The organism is Micromonospora sp. NPDC049114 (assembly GCF_040648635.1).
Taxonomy (GTDB): Bacteria; Actinomycetota; Actinomycetes; order Mycobacteriales; family Micromonosporaceae; genus Micromonospora.
Genome location: NZ_JBEZEA010000005.1, coordinates 271,970 through 289,237 on the forward strand (window position 1 = coordinate 271,970; position 17,268 = coordinate 289,237).

Below are 17,268 nucleotides of genomic sequence, written 5' to 3' on the forward strand. Positions count from 1 at the left end.
GGTCGAGCACCTGCACGGCGACGCCCGGTACGCGGCGGCGGCCGGTCATCTCGCCGGTTGGCCGGCCGCCGCCGTCGTGGCGTGTCAGCCGGCGACGGCCGTGCCGTAGAACGCGCTCGGATCGTCGGCGAGGGATGCCTTGACGTGGGCGCTCCACTCGTCGGCGAGCACCTCGAGCCGGCCGGCCTCGATGCCGTCGAGGGCGGCGCGGACGACGTCGGCGGGGTTCATCTTGACGCCGTCGTAGTCGGCCATCATGTCGGTGTCGGCGGCGCCCAGGTGCAGCCCGGTCACCAGCGTCCCCTGCGCGGCCAGTTCGAGCCGGACACCGTTGGTCAGGCTCCACTCGGCCGCCTTGGCGGCGCTGTAGGCGTTCGCCCCGTCGTAGGAGAACCACGACAACGCCGACAGGACGTTGAGGATGGCGCCGCCGCCGTTGGCGCCCAGAACCGGGGCGAACGCGCGCACCATGTCGAGGGTGCCGTAGAAGTTGGTGTCCATCTCGGATCGGACCAGGCGTAGGTCGCCGGTGACGAGATTGGTCCGGGTGGTGATTCCGGCGTTGTTGACGAGCAGGGTCACGTCGGAAGCGACCGCTGCGGCGTCCCGCACCGCCTGCGGGTCGGTGATGTCCAGGCGCAGCCTCTCGACGCCGGGGATGTCGATCTGTTCGGGGTCGCGGGCCGTGGCGTACACCTTCGCCGCGCCGCGTTCGAGGAGTAGGTGGGTGAAGTGCCGGCCGATGCCACGGTTGGCGCCGGTGACCAGCGCGATCGAGCCCGAGATCCGCATGATGCCTCCGCTGGGGTTGGACGAGGACTGGTACGCGGCCTACGCTAAAACCTGACGTGGACGTGAGGGACAAGGTTGTGTGGCGGCTGTCACCGGCAGTGGGGGAGTGGTCGTGCGGATCGGGGAACTCGCCACCAGCACGGGTGTGTCGGTGCGCGCCCTGCGTTACTACGAGGAGCAGTCGCTGCTGATCCCCGAGCGCAGCGGCGGCGGCCAGCGCCACTACGACGAGAAGGCGCTGGATCGGGTCCAGCTCATCCAGACGTTGTACGCCGCGGGCCTGTCCAGCCGGACGATCCTCGATCTGTTGCCCTGCGTCGACGCGAAGGTCAACACCCCGCAGTCCCGTGCCCTGCTGAACGCCGAACGCGACCGCATCACCCGACAGATCGACCAGCTCGTCCAGGTCAGGGACCGACTCGACGCGGTGATCAGCACCACCGAGAGCCCGGCCAGCGGCTGCGCCTACGCGGACGCCCTGCCACGGTAGTCGCGCCCTTATGCCCCTGCTGTCCCCAACGACTGCTGTCGAGGGACCGCCGGTGAGGCGCCGAGGGTCAGGTCGGGGATGCCGTAGAGCTGGTCGAGCACCTGCATCGCGGCCCCGGCGGCGATGACGTCCGCGCCCAGCCCGGACAGGGTCACCGTCGGCGTCAGCCAGTCCGCGCGCGGCACGTCGGTGCGGACGGCCCGCTCGACCGCGGCGCGGTAGTCCTCCGCGTGGCGCAGCAGATCCGCGCCGGCCAGCACCACGTGGGCGAGGTCGAGGGTCTGGAGCAGGTTGACGACGCCGACGGCCAGGACGCGGGCCGCGCGGGCGACGTCTCCCGCCTCCGCGGCGCGCAGGTGCACGACCTCCAGGCAGCCGTGGCGTCCGCAGACGCAGCGGGGCCCGTCCAGGTCGACGACCGTGTGCCCGAACTCGCCGGCATTGGTGTGTGCGCCCCGGTGGGCGGCGCCGCCCAGCCAGAAGCCACCGCCGATGCCGGATTCGACCATGATGAGCGCCGCGTCGGCGAACGTCGCGCCGTGCCGCCACGCCTCGGCCGTGATCCCGGCGGTCACGTCCTTGTCCAGGTGCACCGGTAGCCCCAGGTGCGCCTCGGCCAGCTCACGCAGCGGTACGTCGTGCCAGTGCCGCAGGCCGTGCGCGTCCCGGACCAGCCCGTTGGCGTGGTCGAGCGGCCCGATCATGCCGAGGCCCACCCCGGTCAGCCGCCCGCGCAGGTCGTCGCCGGCGGTGATCGCGTCGACGCCGACCCGCAGGGCGTCGAGGAGGTGCTCCGGGGCGAAGTCGTCGGGCAGCGGGTTGACGGTGGAGTGGCGCACGGTGCCGGCCAGATCGACCAGGACCAGCCGCAGCGTGCGTCGGGCGACGTGCGCACCGATGGCGTACCGGCTGTCGGGGACCAGCTCGTAGACGACCGCGGGTTTGCCGATGCCCAGGCGGCGGACGCCGGCGGGGCGGATCAGCCCGTCGGCGGCCAGGCGGGCGATGACCTTGGAAACCGCCTGCGGTGTGAGGCCGGTGGCGTCGACGACCGTCGACCGCTCGAACGTCCGCACGGTACGCCCCACGGCCAGGACGAGCGCCTGGTTGTATCCGCGCAGGAACGTCACGTCGGCTGTGGTGCGCGTCATCTCACCAGCCTATTACGCAACGCTGTTGCTAAATTCGCCCGGTGAACGGACTGAGCAGAGGTCAGCGCCTGGCGGCGCTGGCGGCCCTGGCCCTGGGCGGCGTGGCGGTCGGCCTGACGGAGTTCGTGGCGATGGGTCTGCTACCCGAGATGGCCCGCGGCCTGCTCCCGCAGGAGTACGCCCGATCGTCGTCGGACGCGGTGGCCCAGGCCGGTTGGATGATCACCGCGTACGCGCTGGGCGTGGTCGTCGGCGCCCCGCTGATCGCCGCCCTCAGCGCCCGCCTGCCGCGCCGCAAGCTCGTGCTCGGGCTGCTCGTCCTCTTCGCCGTCGGCACGATCGCCTCCGCGACCGCCCCGAACTTCGAGCTGGTGCTGGTGGCGCGGTTCGTCGCGGGGCTGCCGCACGGCGCGTACTTCGGTGCGGCCGGCCTGCTCGCGGCGACCCTGATGGGCCCCGGCAACGAGGCCCGGGGCTTCGCCACCGTGCTCGGTGGGCTGACGGTGAGCAACGTGGTGGGCGTACCGCTGATCACCCGGCTCGGCCAGGCGGCCGGCTGGCGTGCGGCGTACCTGGTGATCGCCGGGGTCTTCCTGCTCACGCTGCTGGCGGTGCTGGCGGTCGTCCCGGAGGTCGCCGCGGCGGCGGACGGCTCGCCGGCCGCCGAACTGCGCTCCCTGCGGACCCCGCAGGTCTGGCTGGTCGCGGCCACCGGAGCGATCGGCTTCGCCGGGTTCTTCGCCGTCGACTCCTACATCGCGCCGGTCACCACCGACGTCGCCGGCCTCTCCGCCGCGACCGTCCCGTGGGTGCTGGTCGCCGTGGGTCTCGGCATGACAGTCGGCAACGCCCTGGGCGGCTGGCTCGCCGACCGGGACCTGCGCCGCAGCATGATGATCGGCTTCATCGCCATGATCGTCAGCATCGGTGTGTTCAGCCTCGTCGCGTCGAACCGCGTGGGCCTGTTCGTGGGCGCGTTCCTGGTCGGCGCGACAAGCCTCTACCTCGGTCCGGTCCTGCAGGCACGCCTGATCACTGTCGCCCCCGGCGCCCAACTGATGGGCGCGGCGCTCAACCAGTCCGCCATGAACATCGCCAACAGCCTGGGCGCGGCCCTGGGCAGCGTCGCCATCGCCGCCGGGCTCGGCTACCTCGCGCCGGCGCGGGTCGGCCTGGTCCTGGCGGTCGTCGGGCTGGGCCTGGGAATCGTCAGCTTCACCGCCGGACGCCGCCGCGACAGGGAACCGGCCGTCGTCGCGGGCTGACGGCCTGTTCGCCGGTCGGGGTGCGCCGACCGCGTCCGGCGGCATGTCGGTATCCGACACCCGGGCGGACGTGTCGGGGCGACGGTCGGAGCTCGACGCTGTGCAACGATCGGTGCCACACCTCGTACCCCTTGGAGAGCACGATGTCCCTCTCCCCGGTTCGGGTCTTCGCCGCGTTGAACGCCGTGCGACCCCCCGACCAACCCACTCCGCGCCTGGGTAAGGCGGTGGTGGTCGGCGGCAGTGTCGCCGGCCTCCTGGCCGCCCGGGTCCTGTCCGACCACGCGGAAAGCGTGCTCCTTCTCGACCGGGACGACCCGCAGCTCAGCGGCGCCCGACCCGGCGTGCCACAGGGGACGCAACTGCACGCGCTGCTGCCCGGCGGCCTGCTCCAGCTCGAGCAGCTGTTCCCCGGGTTCCGCCAGCAGGCGCTGGCCCACGGGGCGATCGAGGCGCCGCCGGCCGCCCGACGCAGCTACCTCGACGGCCGACGGAAGGTGGTCGTACCCGACGACGACGACAGCCTGGCCGGCAGCCGGCCCCTCCTGGAGGGGCTGATCCGTCAGCAGGTGCTCCGACTGCCCAACGTCAAGACGGTCACCGCCCGTGCCACGGGTCTCGTGTTCGACGGCGACGCGGTCACCGGCGTCCGGTACGAGGTCGATCAGGTGCCCGGCGTCGAGGGCGCCGACCTCGTGGTGGACGCCATGGGGCGGTCCAGCCGGCTCTCCGAGTGGCTGGAGCAGGCCGGCTGGGAACGGCCCGCCACCCGTCGGATGGCCGTGCACCTCAACTACGCGACAGCGCTGTTCCGCCGCCCCGAGCCGTCTCCGGAGACGACAGTCGTCCTGGCCCTGCACACGCCGCGGACCATGACGGACATCGCCGGCGCCGCCTTCTTCGCCATCGAGGATGGCCGGTGGATGGCCATGATGGCCGGCTACGGGAAGGACCGCCCGGGCCGCACCGCCCAGGACTTCGTCCGCCGGCTGCGGGAGCAGTTCCCGCCGGAGTTCGGCGAGGTCGCAGGGCAGGAGATGCTCGGCGACGTCCAGACCTACCACCACGCCGACAGCCGCCGGCGGGACTTCCACGCGCTGCGGCGGTTCCCGGCGCGACTCGTCAGCGTCGGTGACGCAGTCGCGTCGTTCAACCCGGTGTACGGGCAGGGGATGACGGCTGCGGCCCTGCACGCGGCCTGCCTGTCGGCGTACCTGCGCTCCGACCCCGACCTGAGCGAGCCCGCCCGACACTTCCTCGCACTGCAGAAGGTCGTGGTCGACGCCGCCTGGTCGACCTCGACCTCCGCCGACCTGGCGTTGCCGCACGTCGACGGTCCCTACCCGCGCGGCTACCGGGTCTCCAGCTGGGTCAGCCGGCAGATCCTCACGGCGACAGTCACGGACGTGGCGACCGCCCGGCGGTTCAACGAGGTCGTCTCCCTGCGGGAGCACCCGCTGTCGCTGGCCACACCCGGCGTGATCCTGGGCGCCCTGCGCGCGAACCGCCGCTCGGGCTGACGGTCACCCGGACGCGCGCCGACGCCGCCCGCCGACGCCGATGTGCGGCGGGCGGGCGGCGTCCGGCGGTTGCCCGGGGTCAGCGCGCGTCGCCGCGCAGGATGTCGACGACAAAGCGGTGGTCGTCCAGCTGCGGAAGGCCGGAGACGCCCATCCAGCCCACCACGCCGGTGCCACGAACACGCAGCGGCACGGCGCCTCCGGCGGCGGCGTAGCGTGCGGCCGGCAGGCCGAACTTCTCGGTGAGCGTCGTCTGCTTGTCCCGGCAGAGCCGGGCCATGTAGAGCGACGAGTGCTCGAACCGCATCACCACGCGCCCCTTGCGGCGCAGCCACCCGTCGTTGTCCGCCGTCGAGCCGGGCAGGCCACAGTGGAACAACTGCCGCCCGGTCCGCCACACGCCCACGGAGATCGGGAGCCCCCGCTGCGCGGCGGCGGTGACGGCCCGCACGCCCAGCTCGTACGCGTCGGTCTCGGTCAGGCCCGCGAGCTCCAGCTCGGTCTCCTCGCGCTGCAGCTCGTCAAGCGTCGGCCACTGGTCAGATGACATGTGTTTCTCCTCGTCGAGCGTCGTTCACCAGGCGCAGGGCGCGTAGTCCTTCAGGAAGCAGCCGTACAGGTCCTCGCCCTGCTCGCCGCGGACGATCGGGTCGTACACCCGGGCCGCGCCGTCGACCAGGTCCAGCGGGGCGTGGAACCCCTCGTCGGCCAGCCGCATCTTGGTCGGGTGGGGCCGCTCGTCGGTGATCCAACCGGTGTCGACGCTTGTCATCAGGATGCCGTCGGTCAGCATCTCCTGCGCGCTGGTGCGGGTCAGCATGTTCAACGCGGCCTTGGCCATGTTGGTGTGCGGGTGCCCGGGGCCCTTGTAGCCGCGGCCGAACTGGCCCTCCATCGCCGAGACGTTCACCACGTACTTGCGGCGGGCCTTCGCTGCGGCCATCGCCGGGCGGAGCCGGCTGACCAGCACGAACGGCGCGGTGACGTTGCACAGCTGCACCTCGAGCAGCTCGACCGGGTCGACCTCCTGCACCCGCTGGACCCAGCTGTTCACCGAGTCGAGGTCCGGCACCAGACCGCCGGCGTCGATGGCCGTGGACGCCGCGATCCGCTCGGGCGACGCGGAGCCGCTCGTCAACGCCAACGCGGTGAGCGCGTGCGGGGTGAGCGCCGTCGACCCGGTGCCGGCGGTCAGGCTCCCCGCCGGGCCACCCGGGCCGGTCGGCTTGGCGAACGTGATCAGCTCCGGCAGGGGGCCGTCCGGCAGCGCCGCGGCCTCGGCGGCGACGAGCTGGGCGTACGCCCCGGGGGAGCGGCGGACCGTCTGCGCCGCGTTGTTGATCAGGATGTCGAGGGGGCCCTGACTGCTGACCGAGTCGGCCAGGGCGATCACCTGGGCGGGGTCGCGCAGGTCGATTCCGACGATCCGCAGGCGGTGCAGCCAGTCCGCGCTGTCCGGCATCGCGGCGAAGCGGCGGACCGCGTCGTGCGGGAACCGTGTGGTCACCGTGGTGTGCGCGCCGTCGCGCAGCAGCCGCAGCGCGATGTACATGCCGATCTTGGCTCGGCCGCCGGTGAGCAGCGCGCGCCGGCCGGTCAGGTCGGTACGGGCGTCGCGGCGTTCCCGGTTCAGGGCGGCGCAGGTCGGGCAGAGCTGGTGGTAGAAGGCGTCCACCTCGCGGTAGCGCTGCTTGCAGATGTAGCAGCCACGCGGGTTGTGCAGGAATCCGGCAGTCGTGCCGGTGGTGGGGGAGGCGAGGGGGATGCCCTGGGTCTCGTCGTCGATCCGGCCGGGGGCGCCGGTGGCCGTGGCCTCCGTCACCGCCCGGTCGGCCGCGAGGATGGCGTCGCGCCGCTCCTCACGTCGCCGCTGCTTGATCACCTTGTAGAGCTTCGCGGTGGCCCGCTGCACCCGCACCACGTCCGGATGGTCGGGCGGAAGGGCTTCCAGGGCCTCGAAGACGCTGAGACAGGTCTCCAGCCGGTTCCGGTCAATGCCGTCCTGACCGTTTTGGGCAATCTTGTCCACTGTCATGCGTCGTTGTCTCGTCCCGTTTCCTGTGCCGGATTCCCCCGGCCCACCCCAAGTCCGACCCGAAACTGTACGCACCACGCCGTCCGGGACGCATCCCGCGCCACGCCGCCCACCCCTGAAGACCCGCACGCGGCCCGACACCCTGCTCGGTGCGGTGGTCGGCGTGGGGGATGCTGGTTCCGTGCAGATCACGATCCTCGGCCCCCTCGCCGTCGACGGCCGGCCGGTCCGGGGCGAGCGGCTGGCGGCCGTGCTGCGCGCACTCGTCGACGCGCGGGGCCGGGCGGTCTCCACCAGCCTGCTCGTGGACGCGGTGTGGGACGGGGCGCCACCCGACGACGCGACAGGCGCGGTGCAGGCGCTCGTGTCCCGCGTACGCCGTCTCGGGCTGCCCGTGGTGGCGGTGCCGGGGGGATACCGCCTGCCCGCCGACGAGGTCACCGTCGACGCGGTCGAGGCGCGGGCGCTCCTCGATCACGGGCGTGCCGCCCTGCGGACCGGCGACGCGCGGGCGGCCCGCGACTCGGCCGACCGGGCCCGTGCCCTGTTCCCCGAGGTACCGGAGATCGTCACCACCGAGGACGCCCGCCTGTTCGCCGACGTCGCCGCGCTGCGCGCCGAGGCGGCGCTCGCCGGAGCGGGGCCGTACGACGAGGCGGACCTGCGCCGGCTCGCCGCCCGGACGCCCCCGGACGAGCCGTCCGCCGCCCTGCTCGTGCGGGTGCTCGCCGCGCAGGGGCGGGAGGCGGAGGCGTTGGAGGTGGTCGAGCGCCTCCGTGACGACCTGGCCGAGCGCTACGGGACCGACCCGGCACCGGTGATCACCCAGGTCCATCTGGCGCTGCTGCGCGGCGAGCTCACCGCGCCGGCCGTCGTCGCGCCGCCTCGCCTGCCGGCGCGGATCGCCCTGCCCGCCGCGTGGCGCCGGCCGATGACCGCCCTCGTCGGCCGCGAGCGGGACGTCGAGGCCCTGGACGCGGCGCTCGACGAGTCCGCCCTCGTGACGATCGTGGCGGTCGGCGGCGCCGGCAAGACCCGCCTCGCGGCCGAGGTCACGCGGCGCACGGCGGCGGCCGGGCAGGCGGTACGCGTCGTCGAGCTGGCCGGGCTGCGCTCGCCCGACGAGGTGCTGCCCACGGTGCTCGCGGCGCTCGGTGGCGCGGACACCTCGACGACCGGCGGCAACCTGGGCCTGGAACGGCGGGTGCTCAGCCCCGAGGAGCGGCTGCGGGCGTTGGCGCCGGATCTCGACGGGCTGGTCGTGCTGGACAACTGCGAGCACGTCCTCGACGCGGTGGCGGGCGTCGTCGCCGACCTGCTCGCGGTGACCTCCCCGGAGGTCGCGGTGCTCGCGACCAGTCGTGCGCCGCTGGGCCTGGCCGGCGAGTGGGTGCACCGACTGACCGCCCTGCCGGACGCCGACGCGCTCGGGTTGATCGAGTCCCGGGCGCGGGCCGGCGGCGCGGTGCCGACCTGGGACACCGCGCGGGCTCTCGCGCTGTGCAACCGGCTCGACAACCTGCCGCTGGCCCTCGAACTGGCCGCCGCGCGACTGCGGCACATGCCGATCGACGACGTGCTCGCTGGGCTGACCGACCGGTTCGCGCTGCTGGACGACGCGCTGCGGGGGCTGCCGGAACGGCACGCGAGCCTGTGGGCGATGGTCGACTGGAGCCGGGAACTGCTCGCCCCCGACGACCGTGCGCTGCTTGCGCGGGTCGCGGTCATCCCCGCGCCGTTCACGGCGGACCTCGCCGCCGCTGTCGCGCAGACCCCGGACGTACGGCGGGGTCTGGCGAGGCTCGTCGAACAGTCCCTGCTGACCCTGGTTGAGGGCGACGGGCAGCCCCGCTACCGGATGTTGGAGACCGTCCGGGAGTACGGCGAGGCCCGCCTGGACGCCGCAGGTGACCGGGGCGGGGCGATGGCCGGTCTGGTCGGCTGGGCCCGGGACGAGGCGGTCGGGCTCGCCGGTCGCCTCGTGGGTCCCGGCCAGGTCGAGGCGCTGGACCGTTGCGCCGCCGAGCAGGACAACCTGGTCGCGGGCCTGCGGTGGGCGCTGGCGCAGGACGACGAGCCAGCCGTCGTCGACGTCGCCACCGCGCTGCTGCACCTCTGGACGGTGCGTGGCCTGCATGTGGAGGTCCTCGCGTGGGCGCGGGGGCTGCTCCACGTCGACGAGCCGCGGCGGCGTCGACGCTCGGCGATCCTGCGGGGCCGGGCCAGCGGCCGACCCCTGCCCCACGCGGACCGACTCGCCTGGACGTCCGTGCTGATCAGCGTGAACAGCGGCATCAGCGCGGACCTGCGGCCCGCCGTTCTCGCGCGACGCGCCCTGCGCACGCTGCTCGCGGAACGGCCCGCCGAGGTGTCGCCGCGGCTGACCGCGTTCGCGCTGGCGTTGCCCGGCTTCGACGAGTCCGACCCGGAGCGGAGCCTGAAGACTGCGACCGAGATGATCGCGCACCCGGACCCGTACGTGCAGGCGCTCGGCCTGATCGCGCGCGCGGCGGTACGGGAGAACAGCGGCCTGCCGGAGGCGTCGATCGAGGACGCCGAGCAGGCGTACCACCGCTTCGAGGTCGCGGGCGACCACTGGGGCATGGCGATGGCCGCGGGCGCCGTCGGGCAGTTCCTGCTCCCGGGCCGGGAGGGGCGGTCCGCCGAGTGGCTGGCGCGCAGCGTCCGGCACATGGAGATGATCGGCGCCCAGCAGGACGCGCGGTCGATCCGGGTGCGGCTGGACGTGCAGCTCGCCCTGACCGGCGACGCGGACGCGGAGCGGACGCGGTGAGACGGCGACGCCGGGCCAGGCCGAGCAGATGGACGTCGCGCAGGCGCTTCTCGGCCTGGCGCACCTCGCCTGGCAGCGCGAGCGCTACGACGAGGCGCTGGTACACGCCGGCGAGGTGACCCGCACCCTTGCCGGCTGGACCGGCCCGCCACCGCAGCCGCGCGTGATGCTGCGGGCCTCGGTGGCGGTCCTGTACCTGCGGGTCGCCGAGGCGCGGGGGGCGTCGGGCACCGACGCCGCCGCCCAGGCGGCCACGTTGCTGGCGCTCGCCCGCGACGACGCGCTCAACTCGAAGGACCTGCCGGTGATCGGGGCGTGGGCGTCCGGCGGCGCGGACCTCGCCGCGTACCGGGACGACGTCGCCACCACCCGCGAACTGTCCGCGCTCGCGAAGCGGCTCGGGACGCACATGGAGCTGTTCTTCCCGAGCGGACGCAGCGAACGACTCGACGCCGCCCTCGGTGACGAGGAGCAGCGTGAGTCGTTGCTGGCCGCCTGGCGGGCCCGGCCGGTGGCCGCGGCCGTCGCCCGGGTCCGCGAGCTGATGGAGGACCTGCTCGCCTAGATCTTCCTGCGGTACGCGCGCAGCGCCAGCGGCATGAACACCGCCACGAAGCCGGCGCACCAGGCGAGGGTCCACCACACGTGCGCGTCGAGCGGGGTGCCGAGGAACAGTCCGCGTACCGATGCCACCAGGTGGGTCATCGGGTTGACGTTCACGAAGGCCTGCATCCAGCCGGGCAGGGTGTCGGTGCCGACGAACACGTTCGACCCGAAGCTCAGCGGCATGATCAGGGCGAACATCAGGCCCTGCACGGCGCCGGGGGTGCGGACCTTCATCGACACGTAGACCGGCAGCCAGCTCAGGCAGAGCGCGAACAGCACCGCGAGCACGCAACCGGCGATCGCCCGGAACGGGTCGGTGTCGATCCGGAAACCCATCAGGTAACCGATCGCGAGGGTCGAGACCGTGACGATCACGTACCGGACGACGTCGCCCAGCACTGCCCCGACCAGTGGTGCGGAGCGGGGGATCGGCAGCGACCGGAACCTGTCGAAGATGCCCTTGGCGATGTCGGTGTTGAGGTTGACGCCGATCGCGATGGCGCCGGTGGCGATGGTCTGCGCCAGGATTCCGGGCAGCAGGAACTGCAGGTAGTCGTGGGTGGATCCGGCGACCGCGCCGCCGAAGATGTAGACGAAGATGATGAGGAACAGCACCGGCTGCAGCGTGACGTCGATCAGCGCCTCGGGCGTACGCCAGGTCTTGATGAGGCTGCGTTTGGCCAGGGCCAGCGAGTGCCGCACGAGCCGGAAGGGTCGCGGCTTCGGGGTGGCCGTCGACAGCGCGGAGCTTGCCGTGGGTGGTGCGCCGACCAGGGTGCTCATGCCGCTACCTCCGTACGGGAAGTGGTGTCGTCCTCGGCTGCCGTACGCCCGGTGAGGGTGAAGAACACCTCGTCGAGACTCGGCAGGTGCAGGGAGAGTTCGGTGACGGAGATGCCGGCGGCGGCGAACCGCGCGACGCTCTCGGTCAGGGCCGTGTCGTCGGTGACCGGCACCGCGAGCACGCCCTTGCGGATCTCGTCGGCCTGCCCGCCGGAGCCGACCTCGGTGAGGATCGCCGCGGTCCGGGGGAGCTGCGCCAGGTCCGCGGGCCGGACTTCGAGGGTCTGTCCGCCGACGACCCGCTTGAGCCCTTCGGGCGTGTCGTGCGCGATGACCCGGCCGTGGTCGATCACCGTGATCGCGTCGGCCAGCGCGTCGGCCTCCTCCAGGTACTGGGTGGTGAGCAGCACCGTCGAGCCGTTGGTCACCAGTGACCGGACCACGTCCCACATGTCCTCGCGCTTGGCCGGGTCCAGCCCGGTCGTCGGCTCGTCCAGGAAGATCACGTCCGGCGAGCCGACCAGGCTGGCGGCCAGGTCCAGCCGCCGCCGCATGCCCCCGGAGTAGGTCTTGGCGGGCCGGTTGGCGGCGTCGGTCAGGTCGAACCAGTCCAGCAGTTCGGTGGCCCGCCGCCGGGCGCCGGCGCGACCCAGCTCCAGCAGCGTCCCGAACAGCTCCAGGTTCTGCCGCCCGGTCAGGTCCTCGTCGACCGAGGCGTACTGGCCGGTGAGGCCGATGCTCTGGCGGACCCGCTCGGCGTCCCGGACGACGTCGAAGCCGCCGATCCGGGCGCTGCCGGCGTCCGGGGTGAGCAGCGTGGAGAGGATGCGCACGGCGGTGGTCTTGCCAGCGCCGTTGGGGCCGAGCACGCCGAGCACGGTCCCCCGGGGTACGGCGAGGTCCACGCCCTGCAGCGCCCTCGTCTTCCCGAATGTCTTGACGAGGCCCTCGGCCTCGATCACCAGATCGCTTGTCATGTCCCAGAGCGTGCGCCGGTCGCCTGACACCGCGCCGACAGCGCACCGACACGCCCGTCGACAGGGCCCGACACCGGAGGGCGGGGCCGCGGAGGGCGACCCCCCCCGGGACTTGAAATCCTACCTGTTTGATAGGAAAATCGGTTCATGCTGCTTGTTCGGCTGTTCACCTCCCGCCGAGTCGTCGACCTGATGAGGATCGCCGCGCAGCTCTGTCCGGCGGCGCTCGGCTCGGCCTGAGCGGGCCGTCCCTGCCGCCTGGACCCCACCCTCGGGAGGAACGCCATGACCTCGTCCGCGGACGACGCGACCGACGCCGACGCCGACGCGCTGCGGACGTTGCTGCGTCACCAGGCCAGCACCGTCACGGTGGTCACCGTCCCCGGCTCACCGCCGGTCGGCTTCACCGCGACCTCGTTCACCTCGGTATCGCTGACGCCACCGATCGTCTCGTTCTGCCTGAGCGTCGGTTCGTCGAGTTGGCCAACGCTGGCGCGGGCCCGGCACGTGGCGGTGCATCTGCTCGCCCATGACCAGCACGAGGTGGCCCAGACCTTTGCCACCAGCGGCATCGACAGGTTCGCCACGCCCACCCGGTGGCGGCCGGGCCCGCAGGGTGCGCCAATTCTCGACGGCACCCTTGCCTGGCTCCTGTGTCGGGTCGTCGACCGGGTGACCGTCGGCGACCACGTCGTGGTGCTGGCCGAGCCGGAACTGCTGCGGCACGCCGACGTGGGCTCGCCGTTGCTCTACCACCGAGGCCGCTACGCCGGTCTCGCGGACGCTCCGGACGGGCCGGTCCGTCGGGTCGCCGCCTGACGGCTCACCACCGGAGGGCCATCCCGGCCGGCGTGGGGCTGCGAATGCCCACACCTGCCGCGAGCGGAACGGAGCGCCGGCCCACCACGACTCGGGAGGTTGCCATGCGTGCCATCGTCGCCGCACCGGACGCTGTCGACGGGTTCCGGATCACGGAGGTTCCCGATCCCGCACCCGGGCCGGGGCAGGTGCTCGTCGAGGTGCGGCACGCCGCCGTCAACGCGGGCGAGGTCCGCCACCTCGACGTCTGGCCGATCGGCAGCGTGCTCGGCCACGACGCCGCCGGGCACGTGCTGCGCGGCGCCGAGGACGGCTCCGGCCCCCGGCCGGGCGACCGGGTGCTCGCCTTCGGGCCGGGCGCCTGGGCGCAGCGTGCGGTGTTCGAGGTGGACAGTGTCGCGGTGGTTCCCCCGGCCGTCGACCTGGCCGAGGTGGCCGCGCTGCCGATGGTCGGCCTCACCGCGCTGCGGACGCTGCGGGCGTCCGGTCCGCTGGCCGGTCGCCGGGTGCTGGTCACCGGCGCGTCCGGGGGAGTGGGTCGAGTGGCGGTCCAGCTCGCCCGGCACTTCGGCGCGTACGTGCTCGCGGCGGTCGGCTCGGCGGCGCGGGGCGAGGGGCTGGCCGCGCTCGGCGCCCACGAGGTGATCGTTGGCCTCGATGGCGGCGTCGAGCCGGTCGACGTGGTGCTGGAGACCGTGGGTGGCACCCAGTTGGTGGCCGCGTGGGGTCTGCTGGCGCCGGGTGGGGTGCTGCACAGCATCGGCTGGGCGTCGGGGGCGTCGGCAGTCTTCCCGGTGAACTCAACCTTCGCCCCGGGCGCCGCGCGAACGCTGCGTTCCTTCGGCGACACGTCGGCGCCGGGCGCGGATCTGGCGCAGTTGGTGGACCTTGTGGCCCGGGGAGTGTTGCGGGCGCCGATCGGCTGGCGCGGTTCGTGGCACCGCCTCGGGGAGGCGGTCGGCGCGCTGCGGGACCGTCGGGTGCGGGGGAAGATCCTGCTCGATCTGGACTGAACCGGCGTCGGACGGCTGGCCGGTCCCGGCTCGCGTGCGGGTCCGGCCCGTCCGACCGGGCGCAATCCCTTTAAATCCTATAGACTTAGTAGGTATTGCGTCAACGAGTCCGCCCCGTCGCGTGCGATACCCGACATCCATCGATCGATTTGTTGACACCGCCCCGGCGGTGAAGGTGGACTCGGCTCATGTCCAGCGAGCTGCGGCTGACGATCCGCGGCCACATCGACTTCGGTCGGGTGTGGTCGAGTTCCTGTCTGGCCTGACCCGGCACCACCGCCCGTACCCGGCCCGCCACAGCGGCCGCCGAGGTGGGGCTCACCGCCGAGCCGACCGCCGAGCCATCCGCGCCGACACCCCTGACCGGCCCCCGCCCATCCGCGCTGGGGCCGGGTGTCGGCGTACCCGAAATCCGCCTGTCTGGACAGGAGTCCTCGCCATGCCCGCCCGCCGTCTGCGTACGCTCGCCGTCGCCGTACTCGTCCCGCTGCTCGCCGTCGTCACCGGCTGCTCCACCGGCTCCGCCCCCGCTGCCGAGGCGGCCGGGGAGCCGCGCTCCGGAGGCGCCCTCACCTGGGCCGTGGAGACCGAGCCGATCACCCTCAACCCGCACCAGTACGCCCAGGCCAAGGCCCGTCTCCTGGTCTGGAACACCTTCGAGTCCCTGCTCACGTACGACAAGCAGGGGAAGCTGGTGCCCTGGCTCGCCACCGGCTGGCAGGCCGCCCCGGACGGCCTGTCCTACACCCTGACGCTGCGCGACGGGGTGACCTTCACCGACGGGACGCCGCTGGACGCGGCGGCGGTCAAGGCCAACATCGACAAGCTCCGCGAGCCCGGGTACGCGCCGGGTGTCGCCGCCGTGCAACTGCGCAACCTCACGGCCGCCGAGGTGGTCGACCGGCGCACCGTACGGCTCACCCTCAGCACGCCCGACGTGCTCATCCTCGACTTCCTCGCCTCCCCGCAGGGCGCCCAGGTCTCGCCGAAGTCGCTGCGCGAGGCGAAGAACCTCAAGGCCGGCGGCGTCGACGTCGTCGGCACCGGGCCGTTCGTGCTGGACCGCTACGTGCCCGGCCAGGAGTTGCACTACCGGCGCAATCCCGGTTACGACTGGGCACCGCCCACCGCGACCCACACCGGCCCCGCCTACCTCGACCAGATTACCTACCGGTTCCTCAAGGAGTCGGCGGTGCGCGTCGGCGCCCTCACCTCCCGTCAGGTGCAGCTCGTCGAGCGCGTACCCGCCACCGACCAACCTCTGGTCACCGCCAACCGGACGCTGCGCCTTCACCGGGAGCTGAACTCCGGCTCCGCCTACTCCTACTACTTCAACACCTCGCACGCGCCCTTCGACGACCTGCGGGTCCGGCAGGCGTTCCGGGAGGCCGTCGACGTCGACACCGTGCTGAAGTCGGTTTACCGCGACACCGCCACCCGCGCCTGGAGCGTGATCAGTCCGTCCAGCCCGCTCTACGACAAGAGCCTCGACGGTGGGTACGGCGGCGACATCGCCACGGCGAACGCCCTGCTCGACCAGGCCGGCTGGGTGGCGCGTGACGCGGACGGCTTCCGGGTGCGCGACGGCCGGCGGCTCTCCGTACGGCTGGTGCAGGCCGCCCCGTACATCCGCGACCGCCGCGACGTCCTCGCGCAGGCGATACAGGCCGCCGTGAAGCAGAGCGCCGGCATCGACCTGAAGATCGCGCTTGTCGACCAGGGCACCGCCACCCAGGCGTTCGAACGCAACGAGTACGAGGTCTTCGACAACTCGCGGGCCGACACCGACGCGGGAGCCGCGCTGAATCTGCTGCTGCACTCGAAGGGCGGCATCAACCGCACCCGCGCCAACGATCCCCGCATCGACCAGCTCCTGGAATCCGGTCAGGCCACCGCCGACCCGACAAGGCGGGCCGGCATCTACGCGCAGCTGCAACAGCGGGTGGTCGCCGAGCAGGCCCTGGTGCTCCCGCTCTACGCGCCGGCCGACCAGATCGCGGCCAGCACCAGTGTCGGCGGGGTCCACTTCGAGCCCACCGCCGGGGTTCCGGCCAGCGCGTACGACCTGTGGATCGGCAGGTGACATGAACAGCTCACCACTGCGCGCGGCGGCTCGCCGGCTCGCCGCCGGGCTGGTAGTCCTCTGGGCCGCCGCCACCGCCGCGCACCTGGCCCTGCTTGTCGCGCCCGGAGACACCGTGGACACCATCGTCGGCGACGGGGCGGACACCCCGCAGATCCGCGCCGAGATCATCGCCGAGTGGAGCCTGGACCGGCCCGCCGTCGTCCAGTACCTCGACTACCTGCGGCGGCTCGCCGGCGGCGACCTGGGCCGCTCCTACCTCCTGCAACGGCCCGTCGTCGAGGTGATCGGCGAACAGCTCGCACCCACCCTCACCCTCGCCCTCGCCGCCGCGGGACTCGGGGTGCTGCTCGCCCTCGTCCTCTCCGTCGCCACCGCCGGGGACCGCCGTCCCTGGCTCCGGCGGGCCAGCTCCGGCGCCGAACTGCTGCTGGTCTCCACCCCGCCCTTCCTGATCGGCATCGTGCTGCTCAGCGTGCTGTCGTTCCGGTTCGGACTGTTTCCGGTCTCCGGCGACCGGGGCGTCGGCGCGCTGGTGCTGCCCGCCGTCACCCTGGCGCTGCCCATCGCCGGACTCCTCGCCCAGGTGCTGCGCGACGGGCTCGACCGGGCACTCGACGAGCCGTTCGTGCTGACCGCCCGGGCCCGGGGCGTACGGGAACGGACGGTGCTCCTGCGGCACGCGCTGCGGCACGCGCTGCTGCCGGCCGTCACCCTGGCCGGCTGGCTCTTCGGCATCCTGCTCGGCGGCGCCGTCATCGTCGAGCAGGTCTTCGGTCGACCCGGCCTCGGCCAGGTCACCCTCACGGCGGTGACCAGCAAGGACATGCCGGTGGTGCTGGCGGTGGTGACCCTGTCCGCCGCCGTCTACGTCGCGGTCAACACCATCGCTGACCTGACCTACCTACTGGTCGACCCGCGCCTGCGAAGGAGCTGATTC

Annotated in this window: 15 protein-coding genes; 9 read left to right on the top strand and 6 right to left on the bottom strand. The window is 73.1% G+C overall.

The window, feature by feature from the left end:
- Nucleotides 1-84: 84 nt before the first annotated feature.
- The gene (locus AB0B39_RS18070) at nucleotides 85-792 is read right to left on the bottom strand and encodes an SDR family oxidoreductase (protein WP_357574855.1); all 708 of its coding nucleotides are present in this window, start codon (nucleotides 790-792) and stop codon (nucleotides 85-87) included.
- 112 nt (nucleotides 793-904) lie between these two features.
- On the opposite strand from AB0B39_RS18070, the gene AB0B39_RS18075 reads away from it, so the two are divergent.
- Nucleotides 905-1,282 (top strand): MerR family transcriptional regulator, encoded by a 378-nt coding sequence (locus tag AB0B39_RS18075; protein ID WP_357574856.1) that lies wholly within the window; start codon nucleotides 905-907, stop codon nucleotides 1,280-1,282.
- A gap of 8 nt (nucleotides 1,283-1,290) precedes the next feature.
- Here the strand turns inward: AB0B39_RS18075 and AB0B39_RS18080 are convergent, their stop codons facing one another.
- Nucleotides 1,291-2,433: an ROK family protein gene (locus AB0B39_RS18080; RefSeq protein WP_357574857.1), complete on the bottom strand. Its 1,143-nt coding sequence runs from the start codon at nucleotides 2,431-2,433 to the stop codon at nucleotides 1,291-1,293.
- A gap of 41 nt (nucleotides 2,434-2,474) precedes the next feature.
- Here AB0B39_RS18080 and AB0B39_RS18085 point away from each other — a divergent pair, with 41 nt between their 5' ends.
- On the top strand, nucleotides 2,475-3,698 hold the full coding sequence (locus tag AB0B39_RS18085; protein ID WP_357489626.1) for an MFS transporter: 1,224 nt from the start codon (nucleotides 2,475-2,477) through the stop codon (nucleotides 3,696-3,698).
- Nucleotides 3,699-3,841: 143 nt separating this feature from the next.
- The gene (locus AB0B39_RS18090; RefSeq protein WP_357574858.1) at nucleotides 3,842-5,218 is read left to right on the top strand and encodes an FAD-dependent monooxygenase; all 1,377 of its coding nucleotides are present in this window, start codon (nucleotides 3,842-3,844) and stop codon (nucleotides 5,216-5,218) included.
- A 79-nt stretch (nucleotides 5,219-5,297) separates the two neighbouring features.
- Here the strand turns inward: AB0B39_RS18090 and AB0B39_RS18095 are convergent, their stop codons facing one another.
- Nucleotides 5,298-5,768, bottom strand: coding sequence for a heme-degrading domain-containing protein (locus AB0B39_RS18095; RefSeq protein ID WP_357489630.1), 471 nt, complete (start codon nucleotides 5,766-5,768; stop codon nucleotides 5,298-5,300).
- A gap of 24 nt (nucleotides 5,769-5,792) precedes the next feature.
- Nucleotides 5,793-7,253, bottom strand: a complete 1,461-nt coding sequence (locus AB0B39_RS18100; RefSeq protein ID WP_357489632.1) for an SDR family NAD(P)-dependent oxidoreductase — start codon at nucleotides 7,251-7,253, stop codon at nucleotides 5,793-5,795.
- Between the two features lie 181 nt (nucleotides 7,254-7,434).
- On the opposite strand from AB0B39_RS18100, the gene AB0B39_RS18105 reads away from it, so the two are divergent.
- Both AB0B39_RS18105 and AB0B39_RS18110 read left to right on the top strand, forming a co-directional pair.
- Nucleotides 7,435-10,047, top strand: a complete 2,613-nt coding sequence (locus AB0B39_RS18105; RefSeq protein ID WP_357574859.1) for a BTAD domain-containing putative transcriptional regulator — start codon at nucleotides 7,435-7,437, stop codon at nucleotides 10,045-10,047.
- A 28-nt stretch (nucleotides 10,048-10,075) separates the two neighbouring features.
- Entirely contained in the window at nucleotides 10,076-10,612 is a 537-nt protein-coding gene (locus AB0B39_RS18110; RefSeq protein WP_357574860.1) for a hypothetical protein, read from the top strand.
- Here the strand turns inward: AB0B39_RS18110 and AB0B39_RS18115 are convergent.
- Complete coding sequence (locus AB0B39_RS18115) at nucleotides 10,609-11,436, bottom strand: ABC transporter permease (protein WP_357489636.1); 828 nt, start codon at nucleotides 11,434-11,436, stop codon at nucleotides 10,609-10,611. The two genes, AB0B39_RS18110 and AB0B39_RS18115, sit on opposite strands and share 4 nt — an antisense overlap.
- Entirely contained in the window at nucleotides 11,433-12,413 is a 981-nt protein-coding gene (locus AB0B39_RS18120) for an ATP-binding cassette domain-containing protein (protein WP_234581727.1), read from the bottom strand. The genes AB0B39_RS18115 and AB0B39_RS18120 overlap by 4 nt, the downstream gene beginning before the upstream one ends.
- A 285-nt stretch (nucleotides 12,414-12,698) precedes the next feature.
- On the opposite strand from AB0B39_RS18120, the gene AB0B39_RS18125 reads away from it, so the two are divergent.
- The 4 genes from AB0B39_RS18125 (at nucleotide 12,699) to AB0B39_RS18140 (ending at nucleotide 17,265) form a co-directional block, all read left to right on the top strand.
- A complete protein-coding gene (locus tag AB0B39_RS18125) occupies nucleotides 12,699-13,232 on the top strand; it encodes a flavin reductase family protein (RefSeq protein WP_357574861.1) in 534 nt (177 codons plus the stop codon).
- Nucleotides 13,233-13,336: 104 nt separating this feature from the next.
- On the top strand, nucleotides 13,337-14,245 hold the full coding sequence (locus AB0B39_RS18130) for a zinc-binding dehydrogenase (RefSeq protein ID WP_357489640.1): 909 nt from the start codon (nucleotides 13,337-13,339) through the stop codon (nucleotides 14,243-14,245).
- Between the two features lie 439 nt (nucleotides 14,246-14,684).
- A complete protein-coding gene (locus AB0B39_RS18135) occupies nucleotides 14,685-16,328 on the top strand; it encodes an ABC transporter substrate-binding protein (protein ID WP_357574862.1) in 1,644 nt (547 codons plus the stop codon).
- 1 nt (nucleotide 16,329) lies between these two features.
- Complete coding sequence (locus tag AB0B39_RS18140; RefSeq protein ID WP_357574863.1) at nucleotides 16,330-17,265, top strand: ABC transporter permease; 936 nt, start codon at nucleotides 16,330-16,332, stop codon at nucleotides 17,263-17,265.
- Nucleotides 17,266-17,268: the final 3 nt, after the last annotated feature.